Source organism: Terrabacter tumescens (assembly GCF_014646815.1).
GTDB lineage: Bacteria > Actinomycetota > Actinomycetes > Actinomycetales > Dermatophilaceae > Terrabacter > Terrabacter tumescens.
The window spans coordinates 174,727-192,215 of the sequence record NZ_BMNZ01000003.1 but is presented as its reverse complement, the minus strand read 5'-3'; the positions used below and the strand labels follow the sequence as shown (position 1 = coordinate 192,215).

At 72.1% G+C, this 17,489-nt stretch carries 13 protein-coding genes; 10 read left to right on the top strand and 3 right to left on the bottom strand.

The features are described from left to right. The first annotated feature begins 218 nt into the window (after positions 1–218). Complete coding sequence (ahcY, locus tag IEY30_RS08255) at positions 219–1,655, top strand: adenosylhomocysteinase (RefSeq protein WP_030194750.1); 1,437 nt, start codon at positions 219–221, stop codon at positions 1,653–1,655. A 125-nt stretch (positions 1,656–1,780) separates the two neighbouring features. On the opposite strand, the gene IEY30_RS08250 is transcribed toward ahcY, so the two are convergent. After that, entirely contained in the window at positions 1,781–3,247 is a 1,467-nt protein-coding gene (locus tag IEY30_RS08250) for a hypothetical protein (protein WP_030194752.1), read from the bottom strand. 182 nt (positions 3,248–3,429) lie between these two features. Here IEY30_RS08250 and IEY30_RS08245 point away from each other — a divergent pair, with 182 nt between their 5' ends. The 9 genes from IEY30_RS08245 (at position 3,430) to secA (ending at position 15,544) form a co-directional block, all read left to right on the top strand. Then, complete coding sequence (locus tag IEY30_RS08245; protein ID WP_229674908.1) at positions 3,430–3,978, top strand: hypothetical protein; 549 nt, start codon at positions 3,430–3,432, stop codon at positions 3,976–3,978. 261 nt (positions 3,979–4,239) lie between these two features. Beyond that, complete coding sequence (mtrA, locus tag IEY30_RS08240) at positions 4,240–4,911, top strand: MtrAB system response regulator MtrA (protein WP_268240967.1); 672 nt, start codon at positions 4,240–4,242, stop codon at positions 4,909–4,911. 1 nt (position 4,912) lies between these two features. Beyond that, positions 4,913–6,649: an MtrAB system histidine kinase MtrB gene (gene mtrB, locus IEY30_RS08235; RefSeq protein WP_229674907.1), complete on the top strand. Its 1,737-nt coding sequence runs from the start codon at positions 4,913–4,915 to the stop codon at positions 6,647–6,649. Further along, complete coding sequence (locus tag IEY30_RS08230; RefSeq protein ID WP_030194762.1) at positions 6,646–8,439, top strand: LpqB family beta-propeller domain-containing protein; 1,794 nt, start codon at positions 6,646–6,648, stop codon at positions 8,437–8,439. The genes mtrB and IEY30_RS08230 overlap by 4 nt, the downstream gene beginning before the upstream one ends. Before the next feature lie 181 nt (positions 8,440–8,620). Further along, positions 8,621–9,466 carry a ComF family protein gene (locus IEY30_RS08225; protein WP_052358340.1) on the top strand — a complete coding sequence of 282 codons (846 nt, stop codon included), beginning with the start codon at positions 8,621–8,623 and terminating at the stop codon, positions 9,464–9,466. A gap of 282 nt (positions 9,467–9,748) precedes the next feature. Next, on the top strand, positions 9,749–10,402 hold the full coding sequence (gene hpf / locus IEY30_RS08220) for a ribosome hibernation-promoting factor, HPF/YfiA family (RefSeq protein ID WP_030194771.1): 654 nt from the start codon (positions 9,749–9,751) through the stop codon (positions 10,400–10,402). 181 nt (positions 10,403–10,583) lie between these two features. Continuing rightward, positions 10,584–11,273 (top strand): response regulator, encoded by a 690-nt coding sequence (locus tag IEY30_RS08215; RefSeq protein ID WP_030194777.1) that lies wholly within the window; start codon positions 10,584–10,586, stop codon positions 11,271–11,273. Beyond that, positions 11,270–12,511: a winged helix-turn-helix domain-containing protein gene (locus IEY30_RS08210; protein ID WP_052358341.1), complete on the top strand. Its 1,242-nt coding sequence runs from the start codon at positions 11,270–11,272 to the stop codon at positions 12,509–12,511. Before IEY30_RS08215 ends, IEY30_RS08210 begins: the two co-directional genes overlap by 4 nt. A gap of 201 nt (positions 12,512–12,712) precedes the next feature. Next, the gene (secA, locus tag IEY30_RS08205; RefSeq protein ID WP_043416115.1) at positions 12,713–15,544 is read left to right on the top strand and encodes a preprotein translocase subunit SecA; all 2,832 of its coding nucleotides are present in this window, start codon (positions 12,713–12,715) and stop codon (positions 15,542–15,544) included. 171 nt (positions 15,545–15,715) lie between these two features. On the opposite strand, the gene IEY30_RS08200 is transcribed toward secA, so the two are convergent. Continuing rightward, on the bottom strand, positions 15,716–16,288 hold the full coding sequence (locus IEY30_RS08200) for an Rv3235 family protein (protein ID WP_052358342.1): 573 nt from the start codon (positions 16,286–16,288) through the stop codon (positions 15,716–15,718). Next, positions 16,288–17,280 (bottom strand): LysM peptidoglycan-binding domain-containing protein, encoded by a 993-nt coding sequence (locus tag IEY30_RS08195; protein WP_162180983.1) that lies wholly within the window; start codon positions 17,278–17,280, stop codon positions 16,288–16,290. Before IEY30_RS08195 ends, IEY30_RS08200 begins: the two co-directional genes overlap by 1 nt. Positions 17,281–17,489 lie beyond the last annotated feature (209 nt).

Here is a 17,489-nt window from a genome sequence, read left to right as displayed (position 1 = left end):
CGCCGAGCCCGCGGTCAGCGGGTGGCTTCGTGCCGTGTGGGTGCTCGGCGCGATGCGCGTGGCTCGCCCATGGGAGCGCGTAGGGCTCGACACGCGATTCGAGGCGGACCGGGCCCGCCGCTAGACTGGGCGACTGCCGGCGTGGGTGATGACCCGCCAGATGAGCCCAGAGGGGCGCGCCGGGTCTGCACACCGACGATCAAAGGAAACGATCACTCATGTCCTTCGACTACAAGGTTGCCGACCTGAGCCTCGCCGAGGCCGGCCGACACCAGCTCCGACTCGCCGAGCACGAGATGCCCGGCCTCATGGCGATCCGCGAGGAGTACGCCGCGGCCCAGCCCCTCAAGGGCGCCCGCATCGCCGGCTCGCTGCACATGACGGTCCAGACGGCCGTGCTCATCGAGACCCTCACCGCGCTCGGTGCCGAGGTCCGCTGGGCCTCGTGCAACATCTACTCGACGCAGGACGAGGCCGCCGCGGCCGTCGTCGTCGGACCCAAGGGCAGCGCCGACGACCTCCAGGGCGTGCCCGTCTTCGCCTGGAAGGGCGAGACGCTCCCCGAGTACTGGTGGTGCACCGACCAGATCCTCACCTGGCCCGGCGGCGAGGGCCCGAACATGATCCTCGACGACGGCGGCGACGCCACGATGCTCGTCCACAAGGGCCGCGAGTGGGAGCAGGCCGGCCAGGTGCCGCCCACCACCGAGGAGGACTCCGAGGAGTTCGGCGTCTTCAAGGAGCTCGTGCGCCAGACCCTGGCCACCGACCCGCAGAAGTGGACCACGGTCGCCGCCGGCATCAAGGGCGTCACCGAGGAGACCACGACCGGTGTCCACCGCCTCTACCAGCTGGCCGAGGCCGGCGAGCTGCTCTTCCCGGCCATCAACGTCAACGACGCGGTGACCAAGAGCAAGTTCGACAACACCTACGGCTGCCGCCACTCGCTCATCGACGGCCTCAACCGCGCCACCGACGTCCTCATCGGCGGCAAGGTCGCCGTCGTCGCCGGCTACGGCGACGTGGGCAAGGGCTGCGCCGAGTCGCTCCGCGGCCAGGGCGCCCGCGTCATCGTCACCGAGATCGACCCGATCTGCGCGCTGCAGGCCGCGATGGAGGGCTTCCAGGTCGCCCGCCTCGAGGACGTCGTCGAGACCGCCGACATCTTCATCACGACGACCGGCTGCTACGACGTCATCACCGCCGAGCACATGACGAAGATGAAGAACAAGGCCATCGTCGCCAACATCGGCCACTTCGACAACGAGATCGACATGGCCGGCCTCGCCCGCGTCCCCGGCATCCAGAAGACCGAGATCAAGCCGCAGGTCCACGAGTGGACGTTCACGTCGGGCAGCTCGATCATCGTGCTCTCCGAGGGTCGCCTGATGAACCTCGGCAACGCGACCGGTCACCCGAGCTTCGTCATGAGCAACAGCTTCAGCAACCAGACGATCGCCCAGATCGAGCTCTTCACCAAGACCGGTGACTACGCCAAGCAGGTCTACACCCTGCCGAAGCACCTCGACGAGAAGGTCGCCCGCCTGCACCTCGACGCCCTCGGCGTCCGGCTCACCGAGCTGACCAAGGGCCAGGCCGAGTACCTCGGCGTCGACGTCGCCGGCCCGTACAAGCCGGAGCACTACCGCTACTGAGCCTTGTCGCAAGCAGGCTCGCAGCCGGACGCCGGCCGAACGAGAACGTATGCCGTCCCCCTCGCGAGGGGGACGGCATACGTCCGTTGTGGGCTGGTGCGCGTCGCTGGTGCGCGTCGACCGGCTCAGCGCGGGGCGCGGAGCAGGACGTAGTCGGAGCCACGCGCGGACACGGTCCAGCGGGCCTGCCGGACGAGGGAGTCCGACACGGACATGCTCGCGGGGAGCAGGGCCCAGCGGCAGCCGGTCCGCTGGGGGACGGCCTCCCACCCGGGGGCCGCCGCCTGGAAGCGCATGTACGCCTCGACGTAGGGCACGGCGTAGACCTCCGTGCGGCCGTCGATGGCGGGGCGGACGTTCGGGTGCTTCCAGATGAGCCAGCCACCGCTGTCGTAGTCGTTGCACAGCACGGTGCCCGCCGGCAGCGCGGCGATCTGGCGGTCGAGGTCGTTGGGGCCGTAGTCGGGCCGGGCGCCGCGGGCGGGTGCGAGCAGGCCGGCGACGGCGAGAGCCGCGGCGGCGAGCCCGAGGGTCAGCACGACCTCGCGGCGGGCGACGGGTTCGCGGGGGAGCCGGGCGACGCGGGCGATGGTCAGGGCCGCCACCGGGGCGAGGATCGCGGCACCGACGGCGATGGTGCGCACGTAGAGCAGGGCGAAGCCGATCGCGAGCCCGACGAGGAGGATCTCCGTCCACGGCGTGCGCCGGCCCTCGCGTGACCAGATGAGCAGGGTCACGGCGGCGCAGGCGAGGAACGCGACGAACGGGACGTCGGTCAGCGACGGAGAGCGCCACTCGGTGACGAACTGGGCGTAGTCCCGCACGGCGAAGGGCGCCGTCAGCAGCTCGGGGCCGACCGGGGTCAGCGCAGCGGCGACGAGCGATGCGAGCGGCACGAGGGCGAGGCGCAGCGCGGCGCGCCCACGGCAGACGCCGTCGAGGCGCAGCCCGACCACGGCCACGAGCCCGATGACGACGCCGACGAACCACATGCCGTGGCTGCACGCCCAGACCCAGGTCAGCGGGACGAGCCACCAGCGGACCCTCCCGTCACGGCGCGTGGACAGCCAGGCACCGGTCGTCACGACGGCCCCGGCGAACGAGACGAGGTGCGGCCGCAGCGAGAGGCTGCCGCTCATCGCGACGAGGGCGACGACGAGCACGACCGTCGTCACGAGCAGGGGGGCCTCGCGGCGCAGGACCACCCACAGGCAGAGCGCGATCCCCGCGACGCCGAGAGGCAGCAGCCACGAGACGCCGGCCAGCCCGAAGGCCTGCTGGGTCACGCTCATGAGCAGCTCCGGCAGCCACTCGTGTAGGCGCCACGGCTGCGTCGACATCGTGCTGAACGGGTCGGCGCCCGCGAACGACCACGTCTCGCGCAGGTGGTCGCCGGCCGCGAGGTGCCAGAAGGTGTCCGGGTCGCGCACCGGCTGGACCGTGCGCAGGACGGCGAGGAGGACGACGAGCCCGGGCAGGGCCTGCCGGAGCAGCAGCGGCAGCCCCGAGGCCCGCCCGGTCGCCGGTGCCGCGGCGGTCGAGGCCGACCGAGAGGTCGACCCCGGTGCGGCGCTGCGCGTGTCGCTCGTCACCGGGCGATCATCCCCGTTGCGTGGGGGAGCCGGGGGCTTTTGGGCCGATTGGCGCGCCCCGCCACGCCCGCCCCGCCACGGCCGGGCCGACGCGCTCGGGTCCGTCGCTCGACCTGAACCGCGACGCCTGCCGTGGGAGGATCGAAGGGCTCACCGACCACCCCGTCTGGCAGGGACCCTCCATGAAGAAGCTCCTGACCGGTGCACTCGCACTGGCGCTGTCCGTCTCGCTCGCAGCCTGCTCGAAGTCCGTCGACCAGTCGGCCGCCGCGAGCACCCCGGCCGGCTCGAGCTCGAGTGCGACCACCCCGACCGACACGATGTCGTCCGCGACGACCGACGACACGGGCACCGACGCCACCGACGGGGCCACCGGGGCCACGGCCGGACCCGTCGACCAGTCGACCCCCGAGGCCGCCATGACCTCGTGGCTGGGCGCCATGGTCGCCGGGGACGGCAACACCGTGTGCTCGCTCATGGCCACGAGCGGCAAGGCGATCTCGAGCATCCCGAACGCCGCCGCCGCCTGCGGCAAGACGATCACGCCGATGCTCGACCAGATCAAGGAGCTCGGCGCGGCGTTCAAGGGCCTCAAGATCAGCGGCGCCACCGTGAGCGGTAACACCGCCACCTTCGAGAGCGTCACGACCGAGCCGGCCCTGGCCGCCGACGTGGTCGCGAGCTTCAAGGCCGTCAAGATCGGCGGCAAGTGGTACGTCACGCAGGGGTGACCCCCCGCTGACCGGTCCCGCCCCCGGTTCTCGGACGCCGCCCTCGCACCCTTCAAGGTGGCGTTGGTGGCCGAGCACGTATGCCGTGTGCACCGGTCCCGGGGACGTGTGCACACGGCATACCTCCTCCGTCCCGCTCGGAAGGGACGACGCCGCGCACCCGACTGGGACCGATGAGCGTCAGCAGTCGGTCAGGCGTGTGTGATGATTTGGTCAGGACATACGGGGCGCGTGATCCGCGGTCCCGGGAAGGAGCCTGTCGTGAAGGGTCGGGTACTGGTCGTCGACGACGACCTCGCACTCGCCGAGATGCTGGGGATCGTGCTGCGCAACGAGGGGCTCGAGGTCACGCACGTGGCCGACGGCTCCGAGGCGGTGGGCGCGTTCCGCGAGTCGCGGCCCGACCTCGTGCTGCTCGACGTCATGCTCCCGGGCCTCGACGGCATGGAGGTCTGCCGCCGCATCCGTGCCGAGAGCGGCGTGCCCATCGTCATGCTGACGGCCCGCACGGACACCGTCGTCGTCGGCCTCGAGTCCGGCGCGGACGACTACGTCGTCAAGCCGTTCAAGCCGCAGGAGCTCATCGCGCGCGTCCGCGCCCGGCTCCGTCGCGGTGACGAGCCCGCGCCCGAGCGCCTCGCCATCGGAGACCTCGAGATCGATGTGGCCGGCCACTCCGTCAAGCGGGCGGGGGAGTCCCTGTCGCTGACGCCGCTCGAGTTCGACCTGCTCGTCGCCCTCGCGCGCAAGCCGTGGCAGGTCTTCACCCGCGAGGTGCTGCTGGAGCAGGTCTGGGGCTACCGCCACGCCGGTGACACCCGCCTCGTCAACGTCCACGTGCAGCGGCTGCGCTCGAAGATCGAGCACGACCCCGAGCGGCCCGAGATCGTCGTGACCGTGCGTGGGGTCGGCTACAAGGCCGGCCCGTCCTGACATGACGCAGCGCGCGGCCCGGAGCGGACCCGCGGGGCTGGCCTCGCGGGTCGGTTCGGTGCTGCGCCGCGCGTGGCAGCGCGTCCTGCACCTCTGGCGTGCCTCGCTCGGCTTCCGCGTCGTCATCGTGACGATGCTGCTCGGCATCCTCGTGCTCACCGCCGTCGGCACCTACCTCTACGGCTCGATCGCCCAGGGCCTCGTCGACAGCCGTCAGCGCATCGCGTCCGAGGACAGCCTGCGCGACGCCACCGACGCCCAGGGCCAGTTCGACTCGACGGACCAGACCGACACCCAGGCCAAGCTGACCCAGTTCGCCACCACCCTCATCAAGTCCTACCGGCGCGACGCGGGCAACGAGACGCGCTACGTCGTGCTGACCCGCTTCGACGACAACACCTCGCCCTTCATCGTCGGCCCCATCGAGAGCGGCAGCGTCGGCGTGCGCTTCATCCCCGACGAGCTGCGCAAGCAGGTCGCCGCCCAGCCCGACCGCCAGCACCTGCAGGTGGCCACCATCGACGAGGGCGGCGACAGCATCTCGGCCGTCATCGTCGGGCAGAAGGTCGAGCTCCCGGTGGCCGGCTTCTACGGCCTCTACTTCATCTACCCGATGGACCGCGAGCGGGAGATCATCAGCTTCATCGGGCAGACCTTCCTCTTCGGCGGCGCCGCGCTCATCCTGCTCATCGGCGCCATCGCCTTCGTCGTGACCCGCCTCGTCGCCGACCCGGTGCGGCGCGCCGCGGCCGTGGCCGAGCGCTTCGCCGAGGGCAACCTCAACGAGCGCATGCGCGCCAAGGGCGAGGACGACCTGGCCCGCCTCGGCACGTCCTTCAACGGCATGGCAGCCTCGATCCAGCAGCAGATCGCCCAGCTCGAGAACCTCTCCCGCGTGCAGCAGCGGTTCGTCTCCGACGTCTCGCACGAGCTGCGCACGCCGCTGACGACGATCCGCATGGCGGGCGACCTCATCCACGACTCGCGCGGCGACTTCGAGCCCACGGTCGCGCGGTCGGCCGAGCTGCTCCGCGGCGAGCTCGACCGCTTCGAGTCCCTCCTCAGCGACCTGCTCGAGATCTCCCGCTTCGACGCCGGCGCCGCGGTGCTCGAGGTCGAGGCGAGCGACCTGCGGGCCTCTGTCGAGCGAGCGGTCGACGCCCACCGCACCCTCGCGGCGCGCAAGGGCACCCAGCTCGTCGTCAACGCACCGTCGAGCCCCGTGGTCGCCGACATGGACTCTCGTCGGATCGAGCGGATCCTGCGCAACCTCGTCGCCAACGCCATCGAGCACGGTGAGGGCAAGCCCGTCGAGGTGACGATCGGGTCCAACGACTCGGCGGTCGCCGTCACGGTGCGCGACCATGGCGTGGGCCTCAGGCCCGGCGAGGCGGCCCTCGTCTTCACCCGCTTCTGGCGCGCCGACCCGGCTCGTGCCCGGACCACCGGCGGGACCGGCCTTGGGCTCGCCATCGCCCTGGAGGACGCGCGCCTGCACGCCGGGCGCCTCGAGGCCTGGGGCGCCCGCGGCGAGGGGTCCTGCTTCCGCCTGACCCTGCCGCGCCGCGCCGACGCGACGATCACGAGCTCGCCGCTGCCGCTCAGCCCGCTCGCAGCCGAGGCAGCCCGTCTCCGTGCGTCCGGGGACGACCCGTCGTCCGGGTCGTCAGGGTCGTCCGGGCCGGCCGACGACGACACGCTGCGCCTGCGCCGCATCGTCGTGGAGCGCTCGCCGTGAGGGCACGCCGTCTGGCCTGCCTGCTCCTCGCCGCGTCGACGCTCCTGGCGGCGTGCGGCGGCCTGCCGAGCACCGGCCCGGTCGTCGAGGGACGTGCCCTCGGTGAGGTCCTCAGCGAGCCCGTGCGCGTCGTCGCCGTCGGTCCCGTGGACGGCGCCAGCCAGGAGGCCATCGTCCGTGGCTTCCTCCGCGCCGGCGAGGACACCGACGAGACCCATGCGACCGGACGCTCGTTCCTCGCGCCGCAGTCGATCGACCTCTGGCGGTGGTCGAGCGAGGACGTCGTCGTCTACGACGGTGACCTGACGGTCAAGAAGGTGTCCGACGACACCGTCGAGGTCAGCGCGGCGGGGATGGCGCGCCTGACACCCGACGGCCGTTACATCGAGCAACCGGTGGGCACGCGGGTCAAGGTCACCCTCGGGCTGACCAAGGTGGGCGGGGAGTGGCGCGTCGAGCTGCCGTCGAGTGGCTTCGGGCTGTGGCTCGACAACGACCAGTTCAACCGCGTCTACGTCAAGAGGTTCATCCACTACGTCAGCCGCAACGGCCGTGACCTCATCCCGGACCCTCGATGGTTCCCCATCGGCACCCGGCTCGCGACGACCCTGGCGCGCGCGCAGCTGAGCGCCGTGCCCGCCTACCTCGCCGGCGCCGTCTCCACCGGCGTGCCACCCGGCACCCGGCTCGCGGTCAACGCCGTCCCCGTCACGGCCGGCAAGGCCCTGGTGAACCTGAGCAGCGAGGCGCTGTCCGCCGACCCGGCAGCCCGCGCGGCGATGTGGGCGCAGCTGACCAAGACCCTGAGCCAGGTCGCCTCGGTGGGCTCGGTGTCCCTCGCCGTCGACAACACCAAGCTCGAGCTGCCCGGTGGGGTGACGTCGGTGGCGTCGGCGGCAGAGCTCGGCTACGACACCGTCAACCAGACGATCTTCGACACCGCGCTGCTGCGCACCGGCGACACGATCCGCCGCTTCGACCCGCGCTACGTCCCGGACACGCAGGCCTCCAAGCGCCCGGACCTCAAGCCCAAGGACGGCGACATCGCCCGCATCCCCGACACGTGGCAGACCCTGGCCCTGTCGGCCGACAACAAGCAGGTCGCCGCCGTCTCCGGCGACCGGACCGAGCTGTCGATCTGGCGGGCCACGGCGCAGACGCGGACCGTCGCGGCGTTCGCCACCTCGCTGACGCGCCCGGTCTACGACGCGAACGGCTACCTCTGGGTCGCCGGCAGCGACGACCAGGGCGACGACCGCGTCTTCGTGCTCGACTCGGTGTCGAGCGACCCGAACGCCACGGCCAACCCGGTCAGCACGCCGTGGCTCGGCAAGCGGCGTGTCACGGCGATGGCCGTCTCGGCCGACGCCGCGCGGGTGCTGATCGTCACGACCGACCGCTCCGGCGGTGACGCGCAGCTCGGGGTCAGCGGGATCGTCCGCGCGACCAACGGCGAGCCGCAGGCGCTCGCGAAGCCGCTCCAGCAGGCGCAGTCGCTGACCCGCATCCAGGACGTCACGTGGCTCGACCCCACCAACTACGCGGTGCTCGGCCAGGTGGGGGCGAGCGACCCGATGCGCCCGTGGCTCGCCACGATCGGCGCCGGCGTCGACGGCACGCGTGAGGGGATCGGACGGCTCAACGCGGTGCCCGGCGCGGTCACCATCATGACCGTCGGCGGACCCCGCGGCATCCTCATCGTCACGAGCGACAAGCGGGTGCTGGCCCGGGCCGGGTCCAACTGGCCGCTGCTCGAGCGCGGCAGCGACGTGCTCGTCCCCGGCGGCTGACGCGAGCTCACGCGCCGGCTTCGGCCGGGCCCAGATGTTGCTCCCGCGGGCTGGCCTCGGGGTCGGTCCCGGGCCGACCGCTCGGCGGGCTGCGTCCACATCCCCTCGGCGCGCGGCTCCGTCGTCCCCAGATCCGGTCGACGCCCTCGCGGCGCCGTCCGGGGTGCGCTGTGCTGGGCCGGTGGCTGGGCGTGGCGGGGAGCGACCGACCGGGCCGCGGGCACGCCCGGGGCCGGCACGAGCGGTCGGACGCGCCCTGTACCGGCTGCGGGACAGCGACCTCGTCGACCTCGTCCTGCCCCGGGAGTGCGGCGGGTGCCTGCGCCCCGGGCCCAACTGGTGCGCCCGGTGCGACCGGGCGCTCCTCGCGCTGGCCTTCGAGGCGCCGGGCACGGGCAGGGAGAGGGCGTCGGCCACACCCGGTGACCACGGCGGTGGCCCCTGGGTGGTGCCGCACCCCGTCCCGGAGGGCATGCCGCCGGTGCACGCGTGGGGCGTCTACGCCGATCCCCTCCGAGCCGCCGTGTCCGCGTGGAAGGACGTCGGCCGCCGCGATCTCGTGACCCTGCTGGCGCCCCTGCTCGCCGCGTCCGTCGACGGTGCGCTGCGGGGTGCCGGCTGGGACGACGGCGTCGTGCTCGTCGTCCCAGCGCCCTCGTCGCGACGGTCCGTGCGTGAGCGGGGCGACACGCCGCTGACCGCACTCTGTCTGGCCGCCGTGTCGGACCTCACGCGCCTGTCGCAGCCGTCCGGCCCGACGCTGCGTGTGGCCCCGGCCCTGCACCACGTGCGCCGCGTGGAGGACCAGTCGGGGCTCGGCACGGTCGAGCGTCGTGGCAACCTCGCGAGCGCGCTCGCCGTGATGCCGTTGTGGCGCAACGTGATCCGCGGACGTCGCGTCCTGCTGGTCGACGACGTCGTGACCACGGGTGCCACGCTCGCCGAGGCCGCCAGGGCGTTGCGGACGGCCGGTTGCAGCGACGTCGTCGGCGCGTCGATGGCCGCCACCCAGCGCACCCGTGGGTGATCTCAGAACCCTCTGTGGACCTTCTGTGGCAGCCGACTGGGCGTCCGACGCGCCCGGGGTGAGGGGGATCTCCCACATGCCTTCCGATGGGGACGCGGCCCAAGTAGGGTCGAGTCATGGACCCCGTCCCACGGGGAGACGGCCCCTTGGCCGCGCCCCGGGACGTGATCGACAGGAAGGGGTGGTGCCCCGTTGACCGGCGGGCCAGTCCAAGGTGACCAGAGGCCCGGAACCACTCTCACTGCACCGCACGAAGAAGACGTGCGTGATCAAGGAGGAACCGTGGAGATCGTCGTCACTGGACGCCACGTCCAGATCCCCGACCGATTCCGTGAGCAGCTCGACGAGCGACTGGCCAAGGTGTCAGCACTCGCGCCCAAGGTGCATCGCATCGACGTCGTCGTCACCCACGAGCGGGTTGCCCGCGGGTCCGAGAAGGTCGAGATCACCTGCCACGCCAAGGGCCCCGTGATCCGGGCGGAGGCGTGTCTCGACGACAAGTACGCCGCCCTCGACGCGGCCGTGGACAAGCTCATGGATCGCCTGAGGCGCGTGCACGACAAGCGCCGGGTCAGTCGCGGACGACGGATCCCCGAGTCGGTCGCGCAGGCGACCGCCCGCATCGACTCCTCGCCCAACGGGTCGACCCCGCCCGGCGCCGAGCCCATCGAGTCCGGTGACGGCCGGGTCGACGACCTCGAGCGCTTCGGTGCGCTCGGCAACTCGCCCATCGAGGTCCGCGAGAAGGTCCACACGGCAGCGCCCATGTCCCTCGAGGACGCCGTCAACGAGATGGAGCTCGTCGGACACGACTTCTTCCTCTTCCACGACGCTGACACCGACCGTCCGAGCGTGGTCTACCGGCGCCGCGGCTGGAGCTACGGGGTGCTGCACCTCGAGACCGACGCGGACGCCGACGTCGCCGCCACGGGTTGACCCCTGCTCCCCGACCGGTGACGTCGTCGGGGCGCTCCCTCCACGGGGGGCGCCCCGACGGGCGTCCGCGCCCGGCTCCCGCAGGCGTCCGCGGCCTGGCTCGACCGCGCCGTCGCGGGTGCGCCGCGCGGCCGGAGCGCCCTTGGGCTGCGGTTTCCGGGGTGTGCGCCAAGATGGGGGCGTGAACCCGCCGTCCCCGGATGTCATCCGCGTCCTCATTGTCGACGACCACGCGCTCTACCGTCGGGGCCTGCAGATGGTCCTCGCCGTCGAGGACGGCATCGAGATCGTCGGCGAGGCCGCCGACGGGGTCGAGGCGGTCGACCAGGCGGAGGAGATCCTCCCCGACGTCATCGTCATGGACGTCGGCATGCCCAAGCGTGGCGGCATCGACGCATGCCGCGTCATCAAGCAGCGGGTGCCGTCGGCCCGCATCATCATGCTGACGAGCTCCGACGAGGAGGCCAACCTCTTCGAGGCGGTCCGCGCCGGCGCCAACGGCTACCTGCTGAAGGACGTGCCGCCTGAGGAGGTCGCGGCAGGCATCCGTGCCGTGTTCCACGGCCAGTCGCTGCTCTCGCCGCTCATGGCCTCCAAGCTGCTCGAGGAGTTCAAGCAGATCAGCCAGCGCGAGCCGGTGCCCGCACCGATCTCGGGGCTCGAGCTGCCGCGCCTGACCGAGCGCGAGCTCGAGATCCTCAGGCTCGTCGCCCGGGGCCGCCTCAACCGCGAAATCGCGAACGAGCTGTTCATCGCCGAGAACACCGTGCGCAACCACATCCGCAACATCCTCGACAAGCTCCAGATGCACTCGCGCATGGAGGCGGCGATGTACGCCGTGCGACAGCGCCTCATCGACCCCGGCGAATGAGCGCGGCCACCCGCACCCTGACGCGCGCCCAGGCCCGCCGGGTCGCCATCGCCGCGCAGGGTTTCCTCGACCCCCGACCCGAGCCCTTCGCCGCGACGATGCGCCACATCCAGCGCGTCGTCGACCGGGTCGGCGTCGTGCAGATCGACAGCGTCAACGTGCTCGCCCGCAGCCAGTACCTCCCCTTCTTCTCCCGGCTCGGGCCCTATGACACCGCACTGCTCGACCGGGCCCGCGACCGTGCCCCGCGCCGGCTGGTCGAGTACTGGGCGCACGAGGCCAGCCTCGTGCCGCCGTCGACGTGGCCGCTGCTCGACTTCCGCATGCGCGCGGCGGCCGAGAAGGCGTGGGGCGGCATGCGGCGGATCCTCGCGGAGCGCCCCGACTACGTCGACCTCGTGCGGGCCGAGGTCGAGGCCAGGGGGCCGATGACGGCGCGGGAGGCCGAGGTCGCGCTCGCCCACGACCAGCCACGCCGCACCGACCACTGGGGCTGGAACTGGTCCGAGGTCAAGCAGGCCCTCGAGTACCTCTTCTGGGCCGGGCAGATCAGCTCCGTCGGGCGCACCTCGCAGTTCGAGCGCCGGTACGCCGCCCTCGCCGCCACCGCGCCCCCGCCCGTGCGTGACGCCTGGACCGACCGGCCTGGACCCGAGGCCGACGCGGAGCGCTACGTCGAGCTCGTGCGCATCGCGGCGCGCGCGCACGGCGTCGGCACCGAGCTGTGCCTCGCCGACTACTTCCGGATCCGGCGCGAGGACGCCCGGCCCGCCATCGCCCGGCTCGTCGCCGACGGTGAGCTCGTCCCGGTCACGGTGCCGGGCTGGAAGCCGGCCTGGCTGCACGCCGAGGCCCGGCTGCCGCGGCGGGTCCACGCCGAGGCCCTCCTCAGCCCCTTCGACTCCCTCGTCTGGCAGCGCGAGCGCATCCACGCCCTCTGGGACTTCCACTACCGCATCGAGATCTACACCCCCGCCGAGAAGCGCGTCCACGGCTACTACGTGCTGCCGTTCCTCCACGGCGACGCCCTCGTGGCGCGCTGCGACCTCAAGGCCGACCGCACGGCAGGGGTGCTCCGATGCCACCGGATCACCTGGGAGCCGGGCGCTCCGCCCGAGGCGCGCGCGGCGCTCGTGGCCAACCTCGAGTCGATGGCGGCCTGGCTCGGCCTCGGACGCGTCGACCTCCCCGTCGGCCACGCCGCGGGTGTCCCCGGCGAGGCGGCAGCGAGCGGCTGAGCGCCGCCCGAGCACACGGCATACGCCCTCGGTCCCGGCCGGTACCCGCGCCGCAACCGGATTGGAACCGGGCCGCGCGCCGGTGCGTTGGTCGTTGTGTCCGGAAGGCGGCTAGCCTAGGCGGGTCCCGTGACCCATCACGGGCGATGGAGCCCGCCCACCGGGCGCGTCCACACGTTCAGTCGGGAGTGAGATCACCAGATGGCCGTCATCGAGAAGCTGCTTCGCGCCGGCGAAGGCCGGACCCTGAAGAAGCTCCAGGGCATCGCCAAGCAGGTCAACGCCCTCGAGGCCGACTTCGAGAAGCTCACCGACGAGGAGCTGCGCGACGAGACCAAGGGCTTCCGCGAGCGCCTCGACAACGGCGAGACGCTCGACATGCTGCTGCCCGAGGCCTTCGCCGCCGTCCGCGAGGCGAGCAAGCGCACCCTCGGGAAGCGGCACTTCGACGTGCAGATCATGGGCGGCGCCGCGCTGCACATGGGCAACGTCGCCGAGATGAAGACCGGTGAGGGCAAGACCCTCGTCGCGACCCTCCCGAGCTACCTCAACGCGCTGTCCGGCAAGGGCGTGCACGTCATCACGGTCAACGACTTCCTCGCCGAGTACCAGTCCGAGCTGATGGGACGCGTGCACCGCGCGCTGGGCATGGAGACCGGCTGCATCCTCAGCGCCATGACGCCCGAGCAGCGTCGCGCCGAGTACGCCAAGGACATCACCTACGGCACCAACAACGAGTTCGGCTTCGACTACCTCCGCGACAACATGGCGTGGGACCCGTCCGAGCTCGTCCAGCGTGGCCACAACTTCTGCATCGTCGACGAGGTGGACTCCATCCTCATCGACGAGGCCCGCACGCCGCTCATCATCTCCGGTCCGGCCGACCTCGCGACCAAGTGGTACGTCGAGTTCGCCCGCATCGCAGCGCGCCTCAACCGCGGCGAGGACGGCCGCGGCGACTACGAGGTCGACGAGAAGAAGCGCACCGTCGGCGTGCTCGAGTCGGGCATCGCGCGCGTCGAGGACCTGCTCGGCATCGACAACCTCTACGACACGGTCAACACGCCGCTCATCGGCTACCTCAACAACTCCATCAAGGCCAAGGAGCTGTTCAAGAAGGACAAGGACTACGTCGTCATGAACGGCGAGATCCTCATCGTCGACGAGCACACGGGCCGCATGCTGCCGGGCCGCCGCTACAACGAGGGCATGCACCAGGCCATCGAGGCGAAGGAGGGCGTCGAGATCAAGAACGAGAACCAGACGCTCGCCACGATCACCCTGCAGAACTACTTCCGCATGTACGACAAGCTCTCGGGCATGACGGGCACCGCCCAGACCGAGGCGGCCGAGCTGAACTCGATCTACAAGCTCGGCGTCATCCCGATCCCGACGAACCGCCCGATGATCCGCAAGGACCAGGCCGACCTCGTCTACCGCACCGAGGTCGCCAAGTACGACGCCGTCGTCGACGACATCGCCGAGAAGCACGCGGTCGGACAGCCCGTCCTCGTCGGCACGGTCTCGGTCGAGAAGAGCGAGTACCTCTCCCAGCAGCTGAAGAAGCGCGGCATCCGGCACGAGGTCCTCAACGCCAAGCAGCACGAGCGCGAGGCCGCCATCGTCGCCGACGCCGGTCGCAAGGGCGCCGTCACCGTCGCGACCAACATGGCCGGGCGAGGCACCGACATCATGCTCGGCGGCAACTCCGAGTTCCGGGCCGTCGCGGAGCTGAAGCGCCGCGGGCTCGACCCGCACGAGACGCCGGAGGAGTACGAAGCCGCCTGGGACGAGGCGCTCGCCAAGGCCGAGCGCGACGTGGCGGCCGAGCACGAGGAGGTCACCGAGCTCGGCGGCCTCTACGTCCTCGGCACCGAGCGGCACGAGTCGCGCCGCATCGACAACCAGCTCCGAGGCCGTTCCGGCCGCCAGGGTGACCCTGGCGAGTCGCGCTTCTACCTCTCGCTCAACGACGACCTCATGCGCCTGTTCAACGCCGGTCTCGTCGACCGCTTCATGCAGACCGCCGGCATGGAGGACAACGTGCCGATCGAGTCCAAGATGGTCACGAACTCGATCCAGAAGGCGCAGGGCTCGGTCGAGGCCCAGAACTACGAGATCCGCAAGAACGTCCTCAAGTACGACGACGTCATGAACCGTCAGCGCCAGGTCATCTACGACGAGCGCCGCGCCGTGCTCATGGGCGAGGACCTCCACGAGCAGCTGCGCCTCTTCGTCAACGACGTCGTGAACTCCTACGTCGACGCGGCGACGTCCGAGGGCTTCGCCGCCGACTGGGACCTCGAGAAGCTCTGGGACGCGATGCGCCAGGTCTTCCCCGTCTCGCTCACCATCGAGGAGCTCGAGGACATGGCCGGCGGCCGCCAGGCCATCACCTCCGAGCTCCTGCGCGAGCAGCTGATGTCCGACGCGCACCACGCGTACGACCAGCGCGAGGAGACCCTCGGCTCGGACACGATGCGCGAGGTCGAGCGTCGGGTCGTCCTGTCGGTCCTCGACCGCAAGTGGCGCGAGCACCTCTACGAGATGGACTACCTCCAGGAGGGCATCGGCCTGCGGGCCATGGCCCAGCGCGACCCGCTCATCGAGTACCAGCGCGAGGGCTTCCAGCTGTTCGAGGCGATGATGGAGGCGATCAAGGAGGAGTCGGTCAGCCACCTCTTCTCCGTCGAGGTGCAGGTGCCGGAGCCGGCTGCGGCTCCCGTCGGCGCCGCGCCGATGTCCGTCAGTGACCTCGTGGGCGGCCTCGCCGACCACACCCACGTCGCCGACGACGCGACGGGCGCCGCGGCAGGCGACGAGGAGGACGAGGCCGTCTCGGCCGGGCGTCGCCCGTTCGGGTCGGGCGTCCGCGTGTCCGGCGTGGACCTCGAGACCGACGGCCAGCGCTCCGGCGGGCTGCGCTACACCGCACCCGGCGAGGACGGTCGCGCGGTCGAGACCAGTGGCCAGCAGACGGTCGAGCGCAAGGCCGACCGCCGTGGCAAGAAGGTCAAGCGCAAGCGCCGCTGAGCGACCCCGGCGCAGCACGCGTGACGGCCCGGACACCCTGTGGTGTCCGGGCCGTTCGCGTGCCCCCGTGATGTCGTATGCCGCGTGGCCGCCGACGTCGAGCGCGTCCTGTCCGCGTCCTGTCTGCGTCGTTTCGCCAGTGGTCGCGAGGTGGTCGTGATCCGGGTCGGGTCAGCCGATCGTCAGGGCCGTGACGAGCCAGCGACCGTCGAGTCCCTCGAGCCTCAGAGCGAGCGCCCGGACCCGGCCGTGCGACACGACGACCGCACACGCCTCGATGATCCCGTCGGCGGGCTCGCACACCCGCACGCGGCGCACGATCGCCGGCCGTCGTGGCCCTGGCGCGCGGCGGCGACCCGCCACCATGGCCTGACGGGCGATGACGGAGTAGATGGTCGGTGCGGTGTGCCGGATGAGCTGCGGGGCCGGGCGCTGGCCGGAGACGACCTCCATGATCGCCTGGGCGAGCTGGCCCACGAGCGGTGCAGGGTCGGGGAGCTGGCTCGTGCGGGTGGGCTGGCGGCCGAACTCCTCGTCGTCGCGGGCCCCGAAGAAGTCGAGGGCGAGCGCGTCCTGGGCGTAGGGCTGCTCGCCGTGCCAGGCCTCGTCGGCGCTGATGATCCGGGGAGCGGTCTGCGGGATGCGGCGCACGGTGAAGCCGTCGCGTGCGGCGGACGCCGCGGGTGAGGCCGCGGGTGAGGCTGTGGGGGAGGTGGACGAGGTGGTCGTCGGCGTTCGCGTCATCACTGGGCTCCTTGCGGTGCAGGGGCGCTCGTGGCGCCGGCCTCGGGGGCGGAGGGGTGAAGGGTCGAACGGTGGGAGGTGGGAGCTGACGTGGAGGGCGGCGGTCGGAGCAGCTGCCCGGGAACGAGCAGGTCGGGGTCGTCACCCACGACGGCGCGGTTGGCGGCGTACCACCGGGGCCACTCCCACGCGATCTCGGCGTCGCTGGTGCCCGGTCCCAGGTGCCGGGCCGCGATGGACCAGAGCGAGTCGCCGCGGCGGACGGTGACGAGGTCGTGGGCCGCGGTCGTGCGGCGCGGGGTCGGTGCCAGCAGCCGCGGGCGCTCGACGTCATGGACCGGCGTCGGCGTCGTCGGGACGTAGCCGGGACCGGGGGTGGTTCTGGCCGGGGCGCCGGTGCTGCCGGCGCGAGAGCCGCGGGAGGAGCCGGCCTCGGCCGAGTCGGGGTCCGTGTCCGTGGGGGCGTAGCCAGGCCCGGCCGGGGCGCCAGGGACCGCCGCTGGTCGCGTCGCCGCGGACGCGGAGGACGCGGAGGACGCGGAGGACGCGGAGGACGCGGAGGACGCGGAGGACGCGGAGGCGCGCGCAGCGTCCGAGGTCGGGAGGAAGCCGGGGGTCGCCTCGGTCGGGGCGAAGCCGGGAGCCAGCCGGTTCGACGCGGCCGCGTCGATGCGTGGGGCAGAGCCGTCGGTGGTGCGCGTGACTGGACCTGAGCCGGCGACGGAGATGAGGGTCGGTGGGAGGGCCAGCGAGCCGACGGAGGCTCCGAGTGCGAGGGCCAGCACCTTGCGCACCGCCACGGGGGTGACGCGCTCCGCGACGGCCGCCGCCGTCCTCCCGGCCGCGCCGGGCAACAGGGCCGCCACGGCGAGGAGGGATCCGAGTGCGAGCCAGCCCGCCAGCAGCAGACCCACCCAGCCGAGGAGGGCGAGCAGGACGTCGTCGGGCCGGGTCGCCCCGGACAGCGTGGGTGCCTGGCGGACGACGGTCACGAAGAGGGCGATGGCGGCCGTGGCGATGCCGAGACCGACGAGCGCGACCCCGACCTCGCGAACCGGCCGACTGGAGCTCGGGATGCGCCCGCTGTTTCCGGCTTCGCCGCCTCGCCGAGGTCGAGACCGTGCTGGCCGGGACGGTTCGTCGAGCTCGTGCTGTGACTGTGATCCCCTGCGCATGACTTTATTTAATGCTGTTTGCATCT